This window comes from Serratia sp. Ag1 (assembly GCF_000743355.1).
Lineage (GTDB): Bacteria > Pseudomonadota > Gammaproteobacteria > Enterobacterales > Enterobacteriaceae > Chania.
Window position 1 is genome coordinate 167,138 of record NZ_JQEI01000008.1, and the last position, 14,239, is coordinate 181,376.

Below are 14,239 nucleotides of genomic sequence, written 5' to 3' on the forward strand. Positions count from 1 at the left end.
ATGCATGAAATCAGCCTGTGTCTGAGCACCATGGAACTGATTGAGCAGCAGGCTCGGCAGCACGGAGCCCGGCGGGTGACGGCGGTGTGGCTGGAGATTGGTGCGTTGTCCTGTATTGAAGAACATGCCTTGCGCTTCAGCTTCGCCAGCGCTAGCCGCCAGACGCTGGCAGAAGGCTGCCAGTTGCATCTGAGTTATCAACCGGCTCACGCCTGGTGCTGGGATTGCAGCACCCGCGTAGCGGTTGAACGGCATGACGCGGGTTGCCCACACTGTGGTGGCCACGCTTTGCGCATTGAGAACGGCGAAAGCCTGCGATTAAAACAATTAGAAGTGGAATAAATTTGAGGGGGTAAATTTTATGTGTACGACGTGCGGTTGCGACCACGGAGAAAGATCCATCGAAGGGGATGAACATCATCACCATCATGATGATGAACACCACCATCACGGACCTGACCATCAGGCGGTCACGATCCATCACCACCATCATTATCACCATCAGGGTGATGTGCATCATCATTATGCCAGCGCTGAAGCGCAGCCGTTGGTGCCTGAGGTTCAGCCACATTCGCAAGATCTGCATTATGGTCATGGCGAGGCCGGGAGCCATGCCCCTGGTATCGGCCAGCGGCGGTTATTACAAATCGAGCAGGACGTGCTGAGTAAAAATAACCATCTGGCGGCACATAACCGCGAACATTTTGCTGAGCAGAATATTTTGGTGCTGAATCTGGTTTCCAGCCCCGGCTCCGGCAAAACCTCTTTGTTGACAGCCACTCTGCAAGCGCTGGCGCACCGCGTCCCCTGTGCGGTGATCGAAGGCGATCAGCAGACCAGCAATGATGCAGAACGCATTCGCGCCACGGGCGTACCGGCGATTCAGGTGAACACCGGTAAGGGCTGCCATCTGAATGCACAGATGGTGCACGACGCAGCCCACCGCCTGCTGTTGCAGGATCACAGCCTGCTGTTTATCGAAAACGTCGGTAACCTGGTATGCCCGGCCAGTTTTGATCTCGGGGAACGCTATAAAGTGGCAGTGCTGTCGGTCACTGAAGGCGAGGACAAACCGCTCAAATATCCGCATATGTTCGCCGCTGCCACGCTGATGGTGATCAACAAGATCGATTTGCTGCCCTACGTTAATTTCTCGGTTGAACAGTGCATTGCCTATGCCCGCCAGGTTAATCCAACCATTCAGGTGATTGCGCTGTCGGCCACCAGCGGTGAGGGGATGGATCTCTGGCTCAGTTGGCTGGAGGCGCAATAATGTGCCTCGGCGTACCGGGTAAAGTGATCGCGGTTGGCGAAGACCTGCACCAACTGGCGACGGTCGAGGTAGGTGGCGTGTCGCTCGCGGTCAATATCGCACTGGTGTGTGAGGATTCACCGCAGGCGCTGCTCGGGCAGTGGGTGCTGGTGCACGTAGGGTTTGCCATGAGCCAGCTGGACGAACAGGAAGCGCTGGATACGCTGGCCGCGTTGGAACATATGCGGGCCGTCGGGCTGGAGTCACCCATGCCGGGGGGCAGCGATGCGCTACGTTGATGAGTTCCGCGATCCGGCGTTGACCCGGGCCTTGTTGCATCGTATTGCACAGCTCATGATCGCCATGCCCACGTCGCAGCGTTTACCGCTGCAAATCATGGAGGTGTGCGGCGGCCATACCCATGCGATTTTCAAATTCGGGCTCGATCGGCTGCTGCCGGACAACCTGGAGTTTGTCCATGGGCCGGGTTGCCCGGTCTGCGTTTTGCCGATGGGGCGCATTGATAGTTGCCTGGAAATTGCCGCGCATCCGGAAGTGATTTTCTGCACCTATGGCGATGCCATGCGCGTGCGTGGGCGCAACGGCTCGCTGCTGGATGCCCGGCGGCACGGTGCTGATATCCGCGTGGTGTACTCGCCGTTGGATGCTTTGCAACTGGCTGTGGACCATCCGCAGCGTGAAGTGGTGTTTTTCGGGTTGGGTTTTGAAACCACCATGCCTGCCAGTGCGTTGACTCTGCAACAGGCTCGCCAGCGTAAACTGACCAACTTCAGCCTGTTTTGCCAGCACATTACCCTGATCCCCACCTTGCGCAGCCTGTTACAGCAGCCCGATATCCGCATTGACGGTTTTCTGGCCCCCGGCCACGTCAGTATGGTGATCGGCAATGCACCTTACGGCTTTATCGCCGAGCAATACCATAAACCGCTGGTGGTCACCGGGTTTGAACCGCTGGATATTTTGCAAGGGCTGGTGATGCTGCTGGAACAGTTGAGCGTTGGCCGTTGCGCGGTGCAGAACCAGTATCGGCGCATTGTGCCGGAGCAGGGTAACCGCTTGGCGCAGCAGGCGTTGGCGGAGGTGTTTTGCCTGAAAGACAGCAGCGAATGGCGCGGCTTGGGGGAGATCGCCCATTCCGGCGTGCAACTGACGGCGGACTATGCCGAGTTTGACGCCGAACGGCGCTTTCAGCCCCAAACGCAACGGGTGGCGGATGATCCGCGTTCGCGCTGTGGCGAGGTGCTGACCGGGCGTTGCAAGCCGGACGCTTGCCCACTGTTTGGCAACGCGTGTACGCCAAGCAACGCCTTTGGTGCCCTGATGGTGTCATCGGAAGGGGCCTGTGCGGCTTATTATCAGTACTGCAGGGAGACGGCTTAATGTTTAAACCGAACGATGAGCGCGAGATCACGCTGGCGCACGGCAGCGGCGGGCGGGCGATGCAACGCCTGATCGAGGAACTGTTCTTGCAAGCCTTTGCCAACCCGGCACTGAACGCACGGGAAGATCAGGCGCGTATCGCGCTGAGCGAGCTTTGTGCAGCAGGGGATCGGCTGGCGGTATCCACTGATAGCTATGTGATCGACCCGATTTTCTTTCCCGGTGGCGACATCGGCAAGCTGGCGGTGTGTGGCACAGCCAACGACGTAGCGGTCAGCGGTGCGCTGCCACGTTACCTGAGCTGTGGCTTGATTCTGGAAGAAGGGTTGCCGTTTGCCACCTTGGAACGAGTCGTGCAGTCGATGGCGGCTACGGCGCAGCAAGCCGGGATGCAGATCGTGACCGGTGATACCAAAGTGGTGCCCCGTGGCGCGGCAGACAAGATTTTTATCAACACCACCGGCTTTGGTGCGATTCCGGCCAGCGTCGATTGGGGTGTCCATCAGATCCGGCAGGGCGACAGCATTATCGTCAGCGGCACGCTCGGCGATCATGGTGCAACCATTCTCAATCTGCGTGAAGGCTTAGGCTTAGAAAGCGAACTGGCCAGCGATTGTGCTCTGCTGGCCCCGCTGATTGCGCCGTTGTTACACATCGCCGGGGTGCGAGCGCTGCGTGATGCCACGCGCGGCGGTGTAACGGCGGTGCTGCATGAATTTGCCAGCGCCAGCGGCTGCGGCATGGAGATCGTGGAAGCGGCGTTGCCGTTGAAACCGGCGGTGCGCGGGATTTGCGAGTTATTGGGGCTGGATGCGCTGAACTTTGCCAATGAAGGCAAGTTGGTGCTGGTGGTGGCCCCCGAGGCAGAAGCCGAGGTGTTGGCCGTGCTGCATCAGCACCCATTGGGGCGGGATGCGGCGGTGATTGGCCGCACGCTGGAGCGCCAGCAGGTGAATGTGGTGGGGTTGTTTGGCGTTTCCCGCCGCTTGGATCTGCCGTTGGATGAGCCACTGCCACGGATTTGTTAGCTGACCCGTTTTATTACCTATAAGGGCTATATTTTGTTTGCTGGCTTGAACTTGAATAAGCATGTTTTTCGGACGCTAAAAATATGGGGTTTATCAGGTAGCGCCGTGAACGCGCCCGAGCAGGGGGCTCAAGAGCCAGCCCCCTGCACCCCGGCCCTTGCCATATCAGGCGGCCGCTGCGCGGCTCCCTTCACTCCGCCACAGCGCATTACGGCCGGCTACGACAGGCGTCCCTGCCTGTCTCGCCTGAACGCGCCGTCCATGGCGCGTTCGCCTATGCGCTGCGTCTGCGTTCAGCGCCTTCAATGGCATCAACACCGGTGCTCATCTGTTGTAGTGGTAGCTAGATGCCATGACACATATTGATATTACAGCCGCCGATAGAAATGGCCTTAGCCTGCGGGTAAAAGGCAAGGTGCAAGGGGTGGGGTTTCGCCCCTACGTTTGGCTGCTGGCGCGGCAGTTCGAGCTGCGCGGTGATGTCAGTAACGATGGCGCTGGGGTGATCGTCCGGCTGTGGCAATCGGCCAAAGTGGCGGATTTTCTGCATGCCTTGCCGCTACAATGCCCGCCGTTGGCGCGGATCGACAGCATCAGCCAGCACCCCTTGCATTGGCCGCAGGAACCGCTGGATTTTACCATCGCCCGCAGCGGCGCAGGGCGGCTCGATACCCATATTGTCGCCGATGCTGCCACTTGCGACGCCTGCCTGGCAGAATTGAACTCGCCGCAAAACCGGCGCTACCGCTACCCGTTTATCAACTGCACCCACTGCGGCCCGCGTTTCACCATCATTCGCCAGATGCCTTACGATCGCCCCAATACTTCTATGCAGCCTTTCCCGCTGTGCGCGGCGTGTCAGGCGGAGTATGACGATCCGACTGACCGTCGATTCCACGCGCAGCCGAATGCCTGCCCAGTTTGCGGCCCACAACTGTGGCTGAGCGATGCCAGCGGTAATGTGACGGCCAAGGCGGAAGAGGCGCTGCAACGGGCTGCTCAGGCACTGATGGCGGGGGAGATCCTGGCGATCAAAGGCATTGGCGGCTTTCATCTGGCCTGTGATGCGACTAATTCAGCGGCGGTGCAGCGCCTGCGTCAGCGCAAGCGTCGCCCAGCCAAGCCGCTGGCGGTGATGATGCCGGATGCTAACGGGTTGGCTGCCTGTGTTCAGGTGGCAGACCCCGTGCCATTGCTCAAACTGCTGCGTAGCCCGGCGGCACCGGTAGTGCTGGTGCCTGCACATACCCAAAGTCCGCTGTGCCGGGAAATTGCCCCTGGGTTGGACGAAGTGGGGGTGATGCTGCCTGCCAATCCGCTGCAACATTTATTGCTCCAGCAGGTTGCCCGCCCGTTGGTGATGACCTCTGGCAATCTGTCGGGTAAACCCCCGGCGATGACCAATCAGCAAGCGCTTGAGGAATTGGCAGAAATTGCTGACGGTTGGTTGCTGCATAACCGCGAGATCGTCCAGCGTGCCGACGATACGGTGCTGCGCCTAAACCAACAGGGCTGTGAAATGCTGCGGCGTGCGCGCGGTTATGTGCCCGATGCGTTGCCATTGCCGCCCGGTTTTAACATGCAATCCCCGGTTCTGGCGCTGGGTGCCGATAATAAGAATACCTTTTGCCTGTTGTGGGGCGATCACGCCGTGGTCAGCCAGCACCTTGGTTCGCTGACCGATGAGGCCACCCGCCAGCAGCAACAGCAATTGATTGCGCTGTTCAGTGAGATCTACGGCGTGGTACCGCAGGCGATCGCCATTGATGCTCATCCCGGTTATCTCAGCCATCAGCAGGGGCAAGAGTTGGCCGAACGTTTAGCGATTCCTTGTGTGGAAATACTTCATCACCATGCCCATTTGGTCAGTTGCCTGGCCGAACATGGCTGGCCGCGCAATGGTGGCAAGGTCATCGGGTTGGCGCTGGATGGTTTGGGTTATGGCATGAACGGGCAACTGTGGGGTGGCGAATGCCTGTTGGTGGGTTATCAGCATTGCGAACATTTGGGCGGCTTGCCTGCGGTAGCGTTGCCGGGGGGCGATTTAGCGGCGCAGCAACCGTGGCGCAACCTGCTGGCGCACTTGCTGCGTTTTGTGCCTGGCTGGCAAGCGTTGCCGGAAGCGGCCAGTATTCCGCAACCACAGGGTAGCGTTCTGGCGCGAGCGGTTGAGCGGGGGATTAACGCGCCACTGGCGTCTTCTACCGGGCGATTGTTTGATGCGGTGGCTGCGGCATTGCAAATCGCTCCGTCGCAAATCTCTTGGGAAGGTGAAGCCGCTTGTCTGCTGGAAGCGTTGGCGCAGCAAAGCCCGCACCATCAGCCACCGGTTTCTCTGCCGCTGTGCGACCAGCAACTGGACTTGGCTGCTTTTTGGCCACAATGGTTGAGCTATCGAGCTGCGCCAGCACAGCGGGCTTATGCCTTCCATTGGGCGCTGGCACAGGGTTTTGCCGCGTTGGCCCGGCAAGCGGCGCAGCAGCAGGGCGTGCGTACCGTCGCGCTGTCGGGCGGGGTTTTGCATAACCGGTTGTTGCGTCAACTGCTGGTGCAACAACTGGAGGGTTTGCAGGTGTTGCTGCCGTCACAATGGCCTACTGGTGATGGCGGTTTGGCGCTGGGGCAGGCGTTAATTGCCGCAGCGCGTTAGGGGTAAGTCAGTTTTCTAGGGTTTCTTATAAGGATAATCAACAGGTGATAACTATGCGTATTAATGTCAAAGCTGTGGCTGTATCCGTATTGGCGCTGTTCCCGCTGCTGGCTTTTGCCCACGTTGGGAATGACGGTGGTACTCATCACGTTTTAAGCTTTACCAAGGGTCTTATCCATCCGCTGACCGGGATGGATCACCTGGTGGCGATGATTCTGGTGGGCATTTGGAGCGCCATGAATACCCGGACATGGTGGCTTGCTCCGTTGGCATTTGCCGGGTTGCTGTTGGTGGGCGCGCTGACCAGCATGGCTGGGATAACAGTAGCGGCGACCGAATACCTTGTCGCCGCCTCGTTGTTGGTGGTCGGCGTGATGGTGGCGCTGCGGTTGAAGTTGAGTGCGGTAACTGGGGCGTTAATCATTGGTGTTTTGGCTATTTTCCATGGTTTGGCGCACGGTGCGGAGCTCTCCCATTCGGCCATGGCACTTTCCGGTATGGTGATGGCGACGGCAGGGCTTCATCTGGTGGGGTTGGGAATCGGCTATCTGCTGGCGCTTTCTACCACCAACCGCTGGTGGGCAGGGGTGATTGGTAGCGGTTCATCTCTATTGGGGATAGGGTTGTTTAGCGGCCTGTTTTGATAGCGTTGTGGGTAGAAAGGTTTGCCATCGTTAACTCACTGTGATGAAGGGCAGGTACCGCCAGCCGATAATAAGAGCCAGGTTGGCGGTACAAGGCGTTGACCGGCTAAGTGGTCTGCAAATTGATGGCTCGCCCAGGTAGCAGTTTTAACAGCCAGTAAATCAGGCTGGCTGCCAGCAATGAGTTGATGGTGGGAACACCCCATTCAGTTAGCAACCCAACTGCGCTGCCAATCACGCTGGCAATGATGGCTACCCAACCGATGAATGGTGTTTCCTGTGGCAGCTGCCCGGTAAGGCGGCTATTGTCCAAGATATTTCTGTGGGTGCGTAAAAGGTAATAATCCACCAGCATAACGCCAATGATTGGTGGAAAAACGACGCCCAATAGGGTCAGGAAGTCCACAAACCGATCTAAAATACCGAGAACGGAAAGTAAAGTACCTAATAGACCAATAATGACAGTAGTCGTGGTGTATTTAAGCTTTCTACCGGTAATACCTTCAACCGCATTCACTACTCCTAACGATGATGAATAAAGGTTAAGATCGTTGACTCGTAAGGTAGAAAACACGACAACCAATAAGCCAACGCCACCCGCAGTCTGGGCCATGATAGTGACTACGTCTGCGGTACCGAGCGTTTTGGCAATCAATATTGCCAAGCCGTTAACCACAAATTCACCTGCAATAATGGTTAACAGAGTAATGCCAAAAACGTGCTGTTTATTTTTAGAATAACGGGTCAGGTCGGGTGTCATCAAACTAGCAACAATGGCACCGCCGACTACGATAGTAATACCGGCACTGATGGTTAATGTTTCCCCGGCTGGGGACAGATTAATAACTTCATGCAGTTTCTGCCCCGAAAGCACATTATAAGAAATAAAAAACACCAGCAAAATGAACAGCGGAACCGCAATACGCGCGGTGATGCGCAGTGCTTTAAAGCCAAAGGTGACCAAGGCCGTAAGAAACAGGCCCGATAGCGTTGCCGACCAAGCGAACCCAAGACGATCGCCCAAGGCAAAGTTTAGCGATTTTGCGAAAATAGCGTTCTGTATGCCAAACCAACCTAATAAACTGATAGCGACGACTAAACCTATCAATACCGAGCCAAGGCGCCCAAAACCACACCATCGGGCCAGTAAGCTGCCGGAGACACCTTCCCTCATACCCGCAAGCCCTAGGCCAAACGTTACCACGCCAAAGATCGCACTGCCGATGAAGATGGCAATAAAAGCATTTGTCAGCGTCATGGAGTTACCCAGTACAGCTCCTAGCATAAACTGGTCCAACGCCGTCAACATCCCCATATGAACGACAGCCACGCTTAAAAAAGAAACTCTTTTGTTTTGTGGCACTCGGCTTAATGGGTAGTCCTCAATATTAATCACGATCATCTCTCTTTTATGTTTAAATAAACTGAATGCCTTTTGCAATCAGACGCCCAGGAATATAGTTATCAAGATGTGTTTGTCTGCAAAATTCCTCGAACTGCTGGAGCGTATGTACATCTGCCTTCTGATAAATGTTGTAGATCCTATTTTCTATTGTTTTATTACTAACTTTATATAATTTTGCAATCTCCTTGTTTGTATACCTTTGCAACATTAAAAATATGATATCGAGTTCTGATTGAGTGAATGTTTCCGTGCTGAATTTAGTGGTTAAAATACAGGGTTTTTGCTGGTTAATATATTTAAGTGGCGAAAATGTATCAAGCTGTCTGGCATTCCACATGACCCCCACCAGACTTTTCTTGTCATTATAGATTGGTAGTTTTTCACTGATAAAAGGTGTCAAGTGGTCTTTTCCATACCAATAATGTGTTTCTATGACAGCGACTCGATCCCTTGTTCCTTCAGTACGGCGGTCATGCTCTTTCAGTTCTGGGGCGAACTCTGCCCAGTCAGCGGGGAATTCATCGTCGAATTTCCCTTCGACATCAAAGTTTAGTGGTGTGTTGGTATAAAGATAAGCAGCTTTATTCATATAGAGGTGGCGTGAGCAGAGATCCTTAATACCCCATGGTTCATTTAAGTGTTCCATCATAGTTATGAGTCCATTTAGATAGAATTTATCGTTACTATGGAGTGAGTTCATGTCCACCTCAGATAATTAGCCAGATTAAAGTTTTTTCGCCAAATAAATGCGGGTATGCTTATGTGCATATCCACCTAAGCTACCGTAGGGTTGGTATCCCAGCTTCTCATAAAAAACTTGCGCTTGAAAACTGAAAGTATCGACATAAGCCATATGGCAGTTGCGCTTTAAGGCTTCTTCTTCCGCGCTGAGCATTAATTTTCGACCATATCCCTTATTACGATATTCATCACTGACCCAAAGATATTGAACCTCTAGCCCACCCCACCATGTTCTTGCGACTAATCCTGCAACAATCTTACTGTTGTCATCTGTGAGCGTGAGGAACAATGGATGGATGTCTACTGAATCAAATCTATTGTTATGTGCCCAGAGACTGTCAATCACATATTCTTCATCATGAGGGGTTGGTGTATCTGTTATGTTTAACTTCATAAATAACGATTCCTTTTCATCTTAATTATTTCCTATGCAATCAAAACGCTTAAATCAGTCGAACTAGTTAACATTTCTTATGGTTTAATGCAAGGGTGTTTTTCACCTGTTCCTATCGTGACTAAAAGCAATTAAGTTAACTGTAATAAGGGGGTCGCCACACACTTAACCTCCAAGCAGAATCAATAGCTTGTATTGTGCCTCACCAGGGAAAAATTGTTATCACCGCGATTCTATAGCAGCAATCGCGGTATGCCCCTCATTGCTTTCCAGACTGATACCTACTTCATACTGCCAATGCCGCAGGCTTAGCCAGCCAGCCCTCCATGTTTTATAATTAATCGCAGCCAGCAAACAAAAGTGGTGTCTCTCGCCTCGGGTGGGAGCACTGAGGTACTATGACTGTTTGATTGTTCGGAACATTGAGCAGAAAACTAGGCGATGGGTGAGAGAGTTACTGATGGCACTATGAAAACAGTCAAGCCGCGCCGTCCGCATGGGCGATGGATCTACTATATTCTATATGAAGATATTCTGTGGCCATGCCCGGTAAAGTGGGAGTGGGAGAGCAGTTATCAGGCGTGGCTGCCGTTTTACTACTCACCCACCCTGGAGTTTATTGCTGGCGACCCCGCAAAAGCGGTCAAAGTAGGTAAAACCAAACCGTTAGAATTGCCGCCAAGGCGTTTCGCTGATGCTTCTTATCATTCGCCTGATTATTAGGCATCATGAATAATCAGTCTGACGCCGTTTGCTGGCAGCATCAGTGATAGCCAGCCTAGCCAAGCAAATCACTGACGGTGCGGCGAACATAGTGTGTCATTTGCGCCAAATCTTCTGCGGCGACTGGGCCGCCACCGGCAAGCATGACCTGCTGTTCGATCTGGGCGATTTCCTGCTCAACTTTGTTGGCGATCTGCACCTTTACAATTTTGTCCACCGATGAGAGCAACACTTTCAGGACGACTTTTAACGCAATATTTTCGCAGAACGAATCATAATAATGTGTAGCTGGCGGTTCCACCGATGGTTCAGGTGCGCGGGGAACCATAGCCTTGAAACTGTCTATATTTTCAATAATAAGATCCATATCTCTTATTAGTTCATCAAAATCTTTAGACACTGACTCATTTCCCTTTGCAAGACGCAAAAAACAGAACACCTTTCGAATTAACCATGACGTTCAGATCGTCAATGGCAGGCTGAGCGGCATTCTAACCCTGCAATAGTTCAGCAACAAGAGATGATGACAGGTTGATTTTTAACCGTTTTACTCTGATTTGAAGTGGCTTGCGAACAGTAAGCCGCCCAGGGTGATGAGGACCCCGCCAAAGAGCCGATCGATGCTTTTGCGCATGTGCAAAAAACGCGCATTCATGGCCGGTGACGAAAAGAACCATGCTACGAGGCTGAACCAGATAACATGGGTGAATGAAATAAACAGCCCGTAGCCGATTTGTACTGCAACAGGGGTTTGGGGATTAACCACTTGTATAAACAAACTCACAATGAACAATGTAGTTTTTGGGTTCAGTAAATTGGTGAGAAAGCCGGTTTTTAATGCGCTTAAGTCATTGGACGCTATGGCTGTTTGTGGTGTTAAAGGGCGGCTTGCCTGGCGTAACATACCGAGCCCCAGGTAGATCAACCAGATTGCACTGACGGTCTGGAATAAAGAGAATAACCATAAAGACTGTAGCACCAGCATCCCGACGCCGATAAGGGTATAAGTAACATGAATCAGCACGCCTGCGCCGATACCACAGGCATTCAGTAACCCGGCGCGGCGCGAGAGCAGCAGGCTATTGCGTGAGACCATGGCAAAGTCAGGCCCGGGGCTGATTACTGCTAATAAAGTGATGGTGGCTACAGCTAAGAGTTCAGTCATTATTTTTCAGTTCCAAGGATGGCTTGTTTTAAATGATTTATAAAAAAATAACGGGATGAGGACAAACGATGAAAACTGACCATGTTGGTGAGAAATCCTCACGCAAAGTCGGTCGGCAACTGTCACTCGGCGGGTTACGTTGTTTTGAGGCTGCAGCAAGTAAAGAGAGTTTTACGCTAGCAGCCCAGAGCCTCAGCCTGACGCATGGGGCGGTAAGCCGAGCGGTACGCGCACTTGAAGATGAGCTGGGGGTTGCGTTATTTGAACGCCGCCATCGGCGAGTATTTCTGACACCAGCAGGCCGGAAGCTGTATCAGGCTACGCAGCAGGCATTCGGTATTCTGGAAGACACCACCCAGGAGTTGTATCAGCAAGCACAGGATGCGCCGATCGTCCTTTCTTGCGAACCCACTTTGCTGATGCGTTGGCTGATCCCGCGTTTGCCCGCTTTTCAGGAAGCTTTACCGGACATTAACCTGCAGTTGGTGGCTGGCGGGGGGGCGTTTTCTTTCCGTGATGGCACCACGGTGGCGATACGCCGTAATGATTTTGACTGGGGCAGTAATATGCACAGTGAGACGTTGTTTATCGAAAAGGTTGGCCCGGTATGTAAACCAGAGATGCTCGATCAATTTGTGGTGGATAAAGGCGGAGAGAAGTATTTACATGATGACGCTCTGCTGCTGCATACCGCTACCCGACCACATGCCTGGCACGATTGGGCAAGTTCGCAGGGTATTTCCTTGAGTAATCGCCCACAGCAGCATTTTGATCACTTCTATTTCAGCTTGCAGGCTGCGGTTGCGGGCATTGGGATCGCGATCGGCCCCTGGCAGCATGTGCGTGACGATATCAAGGCGGGCCTATTAGTTGCCCCCTTTGGTTTCGAACAGGATGGGAGTGGTTATTGTCTGTTGACGCAACATAAAGCACCACCCGGTAGTGGGGTAGCTAAAGTTATTGCCTGGCTACAATCCAATTCTGACTCTTGAGTTTTTGTTCCAACCGCTGTTGCCAGCGGTTGGTTGCGTTATGTATTGCGCGGAAAAGGGGCAAACCGTCACAACCTCTGGACGTTTAGGCTCTTTTACGGCGGACAAACTGATAACCGATCCCCAAAATGATAAACCACAGCGGCGTAACCACCAGCGCCTGCCGGGTATCATCACGCAGTGACAATAACACCAGCACAAACACGAAAAATGCCATGCATACCCAGCACATCAGTTTACCGGCAGGCATTTTGTAGATCGATTTCTGGTGTAGCGCCGGGCGTTGTTTACGGTAAACCAGGTATGAACACAAAATGATGGTCCAGACAAACATAAACAGGATGGCCGAGACGGTGGTGACCAGGGTAAATACCGTCATCACATTCGGGATCAGGTAAATCAGCACCACACCGCTCAGCAAACAGATGCAGGAAAAGGTCAGGCCGTTGGCCGGTACTGCACGTTTGGAAAGATTGGCAAACGATTTAGGTGCGTCTCCTTCTTGCGCCAGGCCAAATAGCATACGGCTGGTGGAAAATACTCCACTGTTGGCGGAAGATGCCGCAGAGGTCAGCACAACAAAGTTGATTACGCTGGCCGCAGCCGGTAGGCCAATCAGGACAAACAGCTCAACAAACGGGCTCTTGTCGGCAACCACGGAACTCCATGGCGTCACCGACATAATGACGATCAACGCAAACACGTAGAACATGATGATGCGGATTGGAATGGAGTTAATCGCACGTGGCAGCACTTTTTCCGGGTCTTTGGTTTCTGCTGCGGTAGTCCCCACAAGTTCGATGCCTACAAAGGCGAATACCGCGATCTGGAAACCAGCAAAGAAACCGCTGATGCCTTTCGGGAACATGCCGCCGTCATTCCATAAATGCGAGAACGAAGCGACGTTACCGTTAGGTGATTCAAAGTGCATAGCGACCATCACCAAACCGGCAATAATCAGGCTGACAATGGCGACGATCTTGATCATCGCAAACCAGAACTCCATTTCACCGAACATTTTCACCGTTGCCAGATTCAGGCTGAGTAACAGTAAAACGCACAGCAGTGAAGCGATCCATTGCGACAGATCGGGGAACCAGAATTGAGCATAGGCGGTGATGGCGACGACATCGGCAATGCCGGTCACTACCCAACAAAACCAGTAGGTCCACCCGGTGAAAAAGCCTGCCCATGGGCCGAGCAGGTCGGCGGCGAAGTCGCTGAAGGATTTATATTGCAGATTGGAGAGCAGCAGTTCACCCATCGCGCGCATCACGAAAAACAGCATAAAGCCGATAATCATGTACACAAAAATAATGGAGGGCCCCGCCAAACTGATGGTTTTACCGGAGCCCATAAATAAACCGGTACCAATCGCACCACCAATGGCGATCAGCTGAATGTGTCGATTGGTGAGGTTTCGTCTTAGATGATCTTCTGATCCCGGTGTGACATCCGCTGTTGTTTTAGAATGATCTACCATCTGATGATGTCCTGTTTTACCTGTCATGAGTGAAGTTTCGAGCTCTAAATTGGCTCTTTTTTATGTGTTTATCGGTACAGCCCGGCTGTTAGTAAAATAACTCAAAATTGTTATTTTCATGCAACATTTTTACAACATTTATAGGTGCGATAGCAGTCGATTATTCTTTACACTTTGGCAGCAAATCGGGCATTCAAGGGGCGGAAGATTACTCTTTGCCGCAGCAAATGAACAGCACTCTAAGGTCTTATCTCATTGATTAAAAAGCATGTTGTATATTTCGCATGAGAAAAAGTAATGTGATTAAACACTTAAACTTATGTGTTCAAGGGGAAAAGAATATTGCGTTGAGCAGATTGAG

15 protein-coding genes are annotated in these 14,239 nt (G+C 52.8%); 9 read left to right on the plus strand and 6 right to left on the minus strand.

The genetic code is table 11. From position 1 onward, the window contains the following. The 7 genes from hypA (at nt 1) to IV04_RS04765 (ending at nt 6,975) form a co-directional block, all read left to right on the plus strand. Nucleotides 1-342, plus strand: coding sequence for a hydrogenase maturation nickel metallochaperone HypA (hypA, locus tag IV04_RS04735; RefSeq protein WP_037395998.1), 342 nt, complete (start codon nt 1-3; stop codon nt 340-342). A 19-nt stretch (nt 343-361) separates the two neighbouring features. Next, nucleotides 362-1,273, plus strand: coding sequence for a hydrogenase nickel incorporation protein HypB (gene hypB, locus IV04_RS04740; protein ID WP_037396001.1), 912 nt, complete (start codon nt 362-364; stop codon nt 1,271-1,273). After that, entirely contained in the window at nt 1,273-1,551 is a 279-nt protein-coding gene (gene hybG, locus IV04_RS04745) for a hydrogenase maturation factor HybG (RefSeq protein WP_037396002.1), read from the plus strand. Before hypB ends, hybG begins: the two co-directional genes overlap by 1 nt. Then, the gene (hypD, locus tag IV04_RS04750; protein WP_037396004.1) at nt 1,538-2,653 is read left to right on the plus strand and encodes a hydrogenase formation protein HypD; all 1,116 of its coding nucleotides are present in this window, start codon (nt 1,538-1,540) and stop codon (nt 2,651-2,653) included. The genes hybG and hypD overlap by 14 nt, the downstream gene beginning before the upstream one ends. Continuing rightward, entirely contained in the window at nt 2,653-3,681 is a 1,029-nt protein-coding gene (gene hypE, locus IV04_RS04755; protein WP_037396006.1) for a hydrogenase expression/formation protein HypE, read from the plus strand. Before hypD ends, hypE begins: the two co-directional genes overlap by 1 nt. Before the next feature lie 352 nt (nt 3,682-4,033). Continuing rightward, on the plus strand, nt 4,034-6,331 hold the full coding sequence (gene hypF / locus IV04_RS04760) for a carbamoyltransferase HypF (protein ID WP_037396008.1): 2,298 nt from the start codon (nt 4,034-4,036) through the stop codon (nt 6,329-6,331). 53 nt (nt 6,332-6,384) lie between these two features. Beyond that, complete coding sequence (locus IV04_RS04765) at nt 6,385-6,975, plus strand: HupE/UreJ family protein (protein ID WP_037396010.1); 591 nt, start codon at nt 6,385-6,387, stop codon at nt 6,973-6,975. Between the two features lie 106 nt (nt 6,976-7,081). Here IV04_RS04765 and IV04_RS04770 read toward each other — a convergent pair whose 3' ends face one another. The 3 genes from IV04_RS04770 to IV04_RS04780 are packed head-to-tail and all read right to left on the minus strand — an operon-like array spanning nt 7,082 to nt 9,515. Next, the gene (locus IV04_RS04770) at nt 7,082-8,371 is read right to left on the minus strand and encodes a cytosine permease (RefSeq protein WP_037396174.1); all 1,290 of its coding nucleotides are present in this window, start codon (nt 8,369-8,371) and stop codon (nt 7,082-7,084) included. 19 nt (nt 8,372-8,390) lie between these two features. Beyond that, entirely contained in the window at nt 8,391-9,080 is a 690-nt protein-coding gene (locus tag IV04_RS04775) for a helix-turn-helix transcriptional regulator (RefSeq protein ID WP_037396012.1), read from the minus strand. A 24-nt stretch (nt 9,081-9,104) separates the two neighbouring features. Continuing rightward, on the minus strand, nt 9,105-9,515 hold the full coding sequence (locus tag IV04_RS04780; RefSeq protein WP_037396014.1) for a GNAT family N-acetyltransferase: 411 nt from the start codon (nt 9,513-9,515) through the stop codon (nt 9,105-9,107). Nucleotides 9,516-9,983: 468 nt separating this feature from the next. On the opposite strand from IV04_RS04780, the gene IV04_RS04785 reads away from it, so the two are divergent. After that, complete coding sequence (locus tag IV04_RS04785; protein ID WP_051916671.1) at nt 9,984-10,238, plus strand: hypothetical protein; 255 nt, start codon at nt 9,984-9,986, stop codon at nt 10,236-10,238. A gap of 55 nt (nt 10,239-10,293) precedes the next feature. Here IV04_RS04785 and IV04_RS04790 read toward each other — a convergent pair whose 3' ends face one another. Beyond that, nucleotides 10,294-10,605, minus strand: coding sequence for a hypothetical protein (locus IV04_RS04790; protein WP_037396016.1), 312 nt, complete (start codon nt 10,603-10,605; stop codon nt 10,294-10,296). A gap of 180 nt (nt 10,606-10,785) precedes the next feature. Beyond that, nucleotides 10,786-11,403 carry a LysE family translocator gene (locus IV04_RS04795; protein ID WP_037396018.1) on the minus strand — a complete coding sequence of 206 codons (618 nt, stop codon included), beginning with the start codon at nt 11,401-11,403 and terminating at the stop codon, nt 10,786-10,788. A 68-nt stretch (nt 11,404-11,471) separates the two neighbouring features. Between IV04_RS04795 and IV04_RS04800 the strand changes: the two genes are divergently transcribed. Then, on the plus strand, nt 11,472-12,395 hold the full coding sequence (locus IV04_RS04800) for a LysR family transcriptional regulator (protein ID WP_037396020.1): 924 nt from the start codon (nt 11,472-11,474) through the stop codon (nt 12,393-12,395). An 85-nt stretch (nt 12,396-12,480) separates the two neighbouring features. Here IV04_RS04800 and cycA read toward each other — a convergent pair whose 3' ends face one another. Continuing rightward, on the minus strand, nt 12,481-13,878 hold the full coding sequence (gene cycA, locus IV04_RS04805) for a D-serine/D-alanine/glycine transporter (RefSeq protein WP_037396022.1): 1,398 nt from the start codon (nt 13,876-13,878) through the stop codon (nt 12,481-12,483). Nucleotides 13,879-14,239: the final 361 nt, after the last annotated feature.

What these genes read in the sequence shown, in the direction of transcription:
- IV04_RS04795 (WP_037396018.1), bottom strand. Translation starts at nt 11,403, where the DNA reads ATGACTGAACTCTTAGCTGTAGCCACCATCACTTTATTAGCAGTAATC.
- hypF (WP_037396008.1), top strand. Translation starts at nt 4,034, where the DNA reads ATGACACATATTGATATTACAGCCGCCGATAGAAATGGCCTTAGCCTG.
- IV04_RS04800 (WP_037396020.1), top strand. Translation starts at nt 11,472, where the DNA reads ATGAAAACTGACCATGTTGGTGAGAAATCCTCACGCAAAGTCGGTCGG.
- IV04_RS04780 (WP_037396014.1), bottom strand. Translation starts at nt 9,515, where the DNA reads ATGAAGTTAAACATAACAGATACACCAACCCCTCATGATGAAGAATAT.
- IV04_RS04775 (WP_037396012.1), bottom strand. Translation starts at nt 9,080, where the DNA reads ATGAACTCACTCCATAGTAACGATAAATTCTATCTAAATGGACTCATA.
- cycA (WP_037396022.1), bottom strand. Translation starts at nt 13,878, where the DNA reads ATGGTAGATCATTCTAAAACAACAGCGGATGTCACACCGGGATCAGAA.
- hypB (WP_037396001.1), top strand. Translation starts at nt 362, where the DNA reads ATGTGTACGACGTGCGGTTGCGACCACGGAGAAAGATCCATCGAAGGG.
- hypD (WP_037396004.1), top strand. Translation starts at nt 1,538, where the DNA reads ATGCGCTACGTTGATGAGTTCCGCGATCCGGCGTTGACCCGGGCCTTG.
- hybG (WP_037396002.1), top strand. Translation starts at nt 1,273, where the DNA reads ATGTGCCTCGGCGTACCGGGTAAAGTGATCGCGGTTGGCGAAGACCTG.
- IV04_RS04765 (WP_037396010.1), top strand. Translation starts at nt 6,385, where the DNA reads ATGCGTATTAATGTCAAAGCTGTGGCTGTATCCGTATTGGCGCTGTTC.
- hypE (WP_037396006.1), top strand. Translation starts at nt 2,653, where the DNA reads ATGTTTAAACCGAACGATGAGCGCGAGATCACGCTGGCGCACGGCAGC.
- hypA (WP_037395998.1), top strand. Translation starts at nt 1, where the DNA reads ATGCATGAAATCAGCCTGTGTCTGAGCACCATGGAACTGATTGAGCAG.
- IV04_RS04790 (WP_037396016.1), bottom strand. Translation starts at nt 10,605, where the DNA reads ATGGATCTTATTATTGAAAATATAGACAGTTTCAAGGCTATGGTTCCC.
- IV04_RS04785 (WP_051916671.1), top strand. Translation starts at nt 9,984, where the DNA reads ATGAAAACAGTCAAGCCGCGCCGTCCGCATGGGCGATGGATCTACTAT.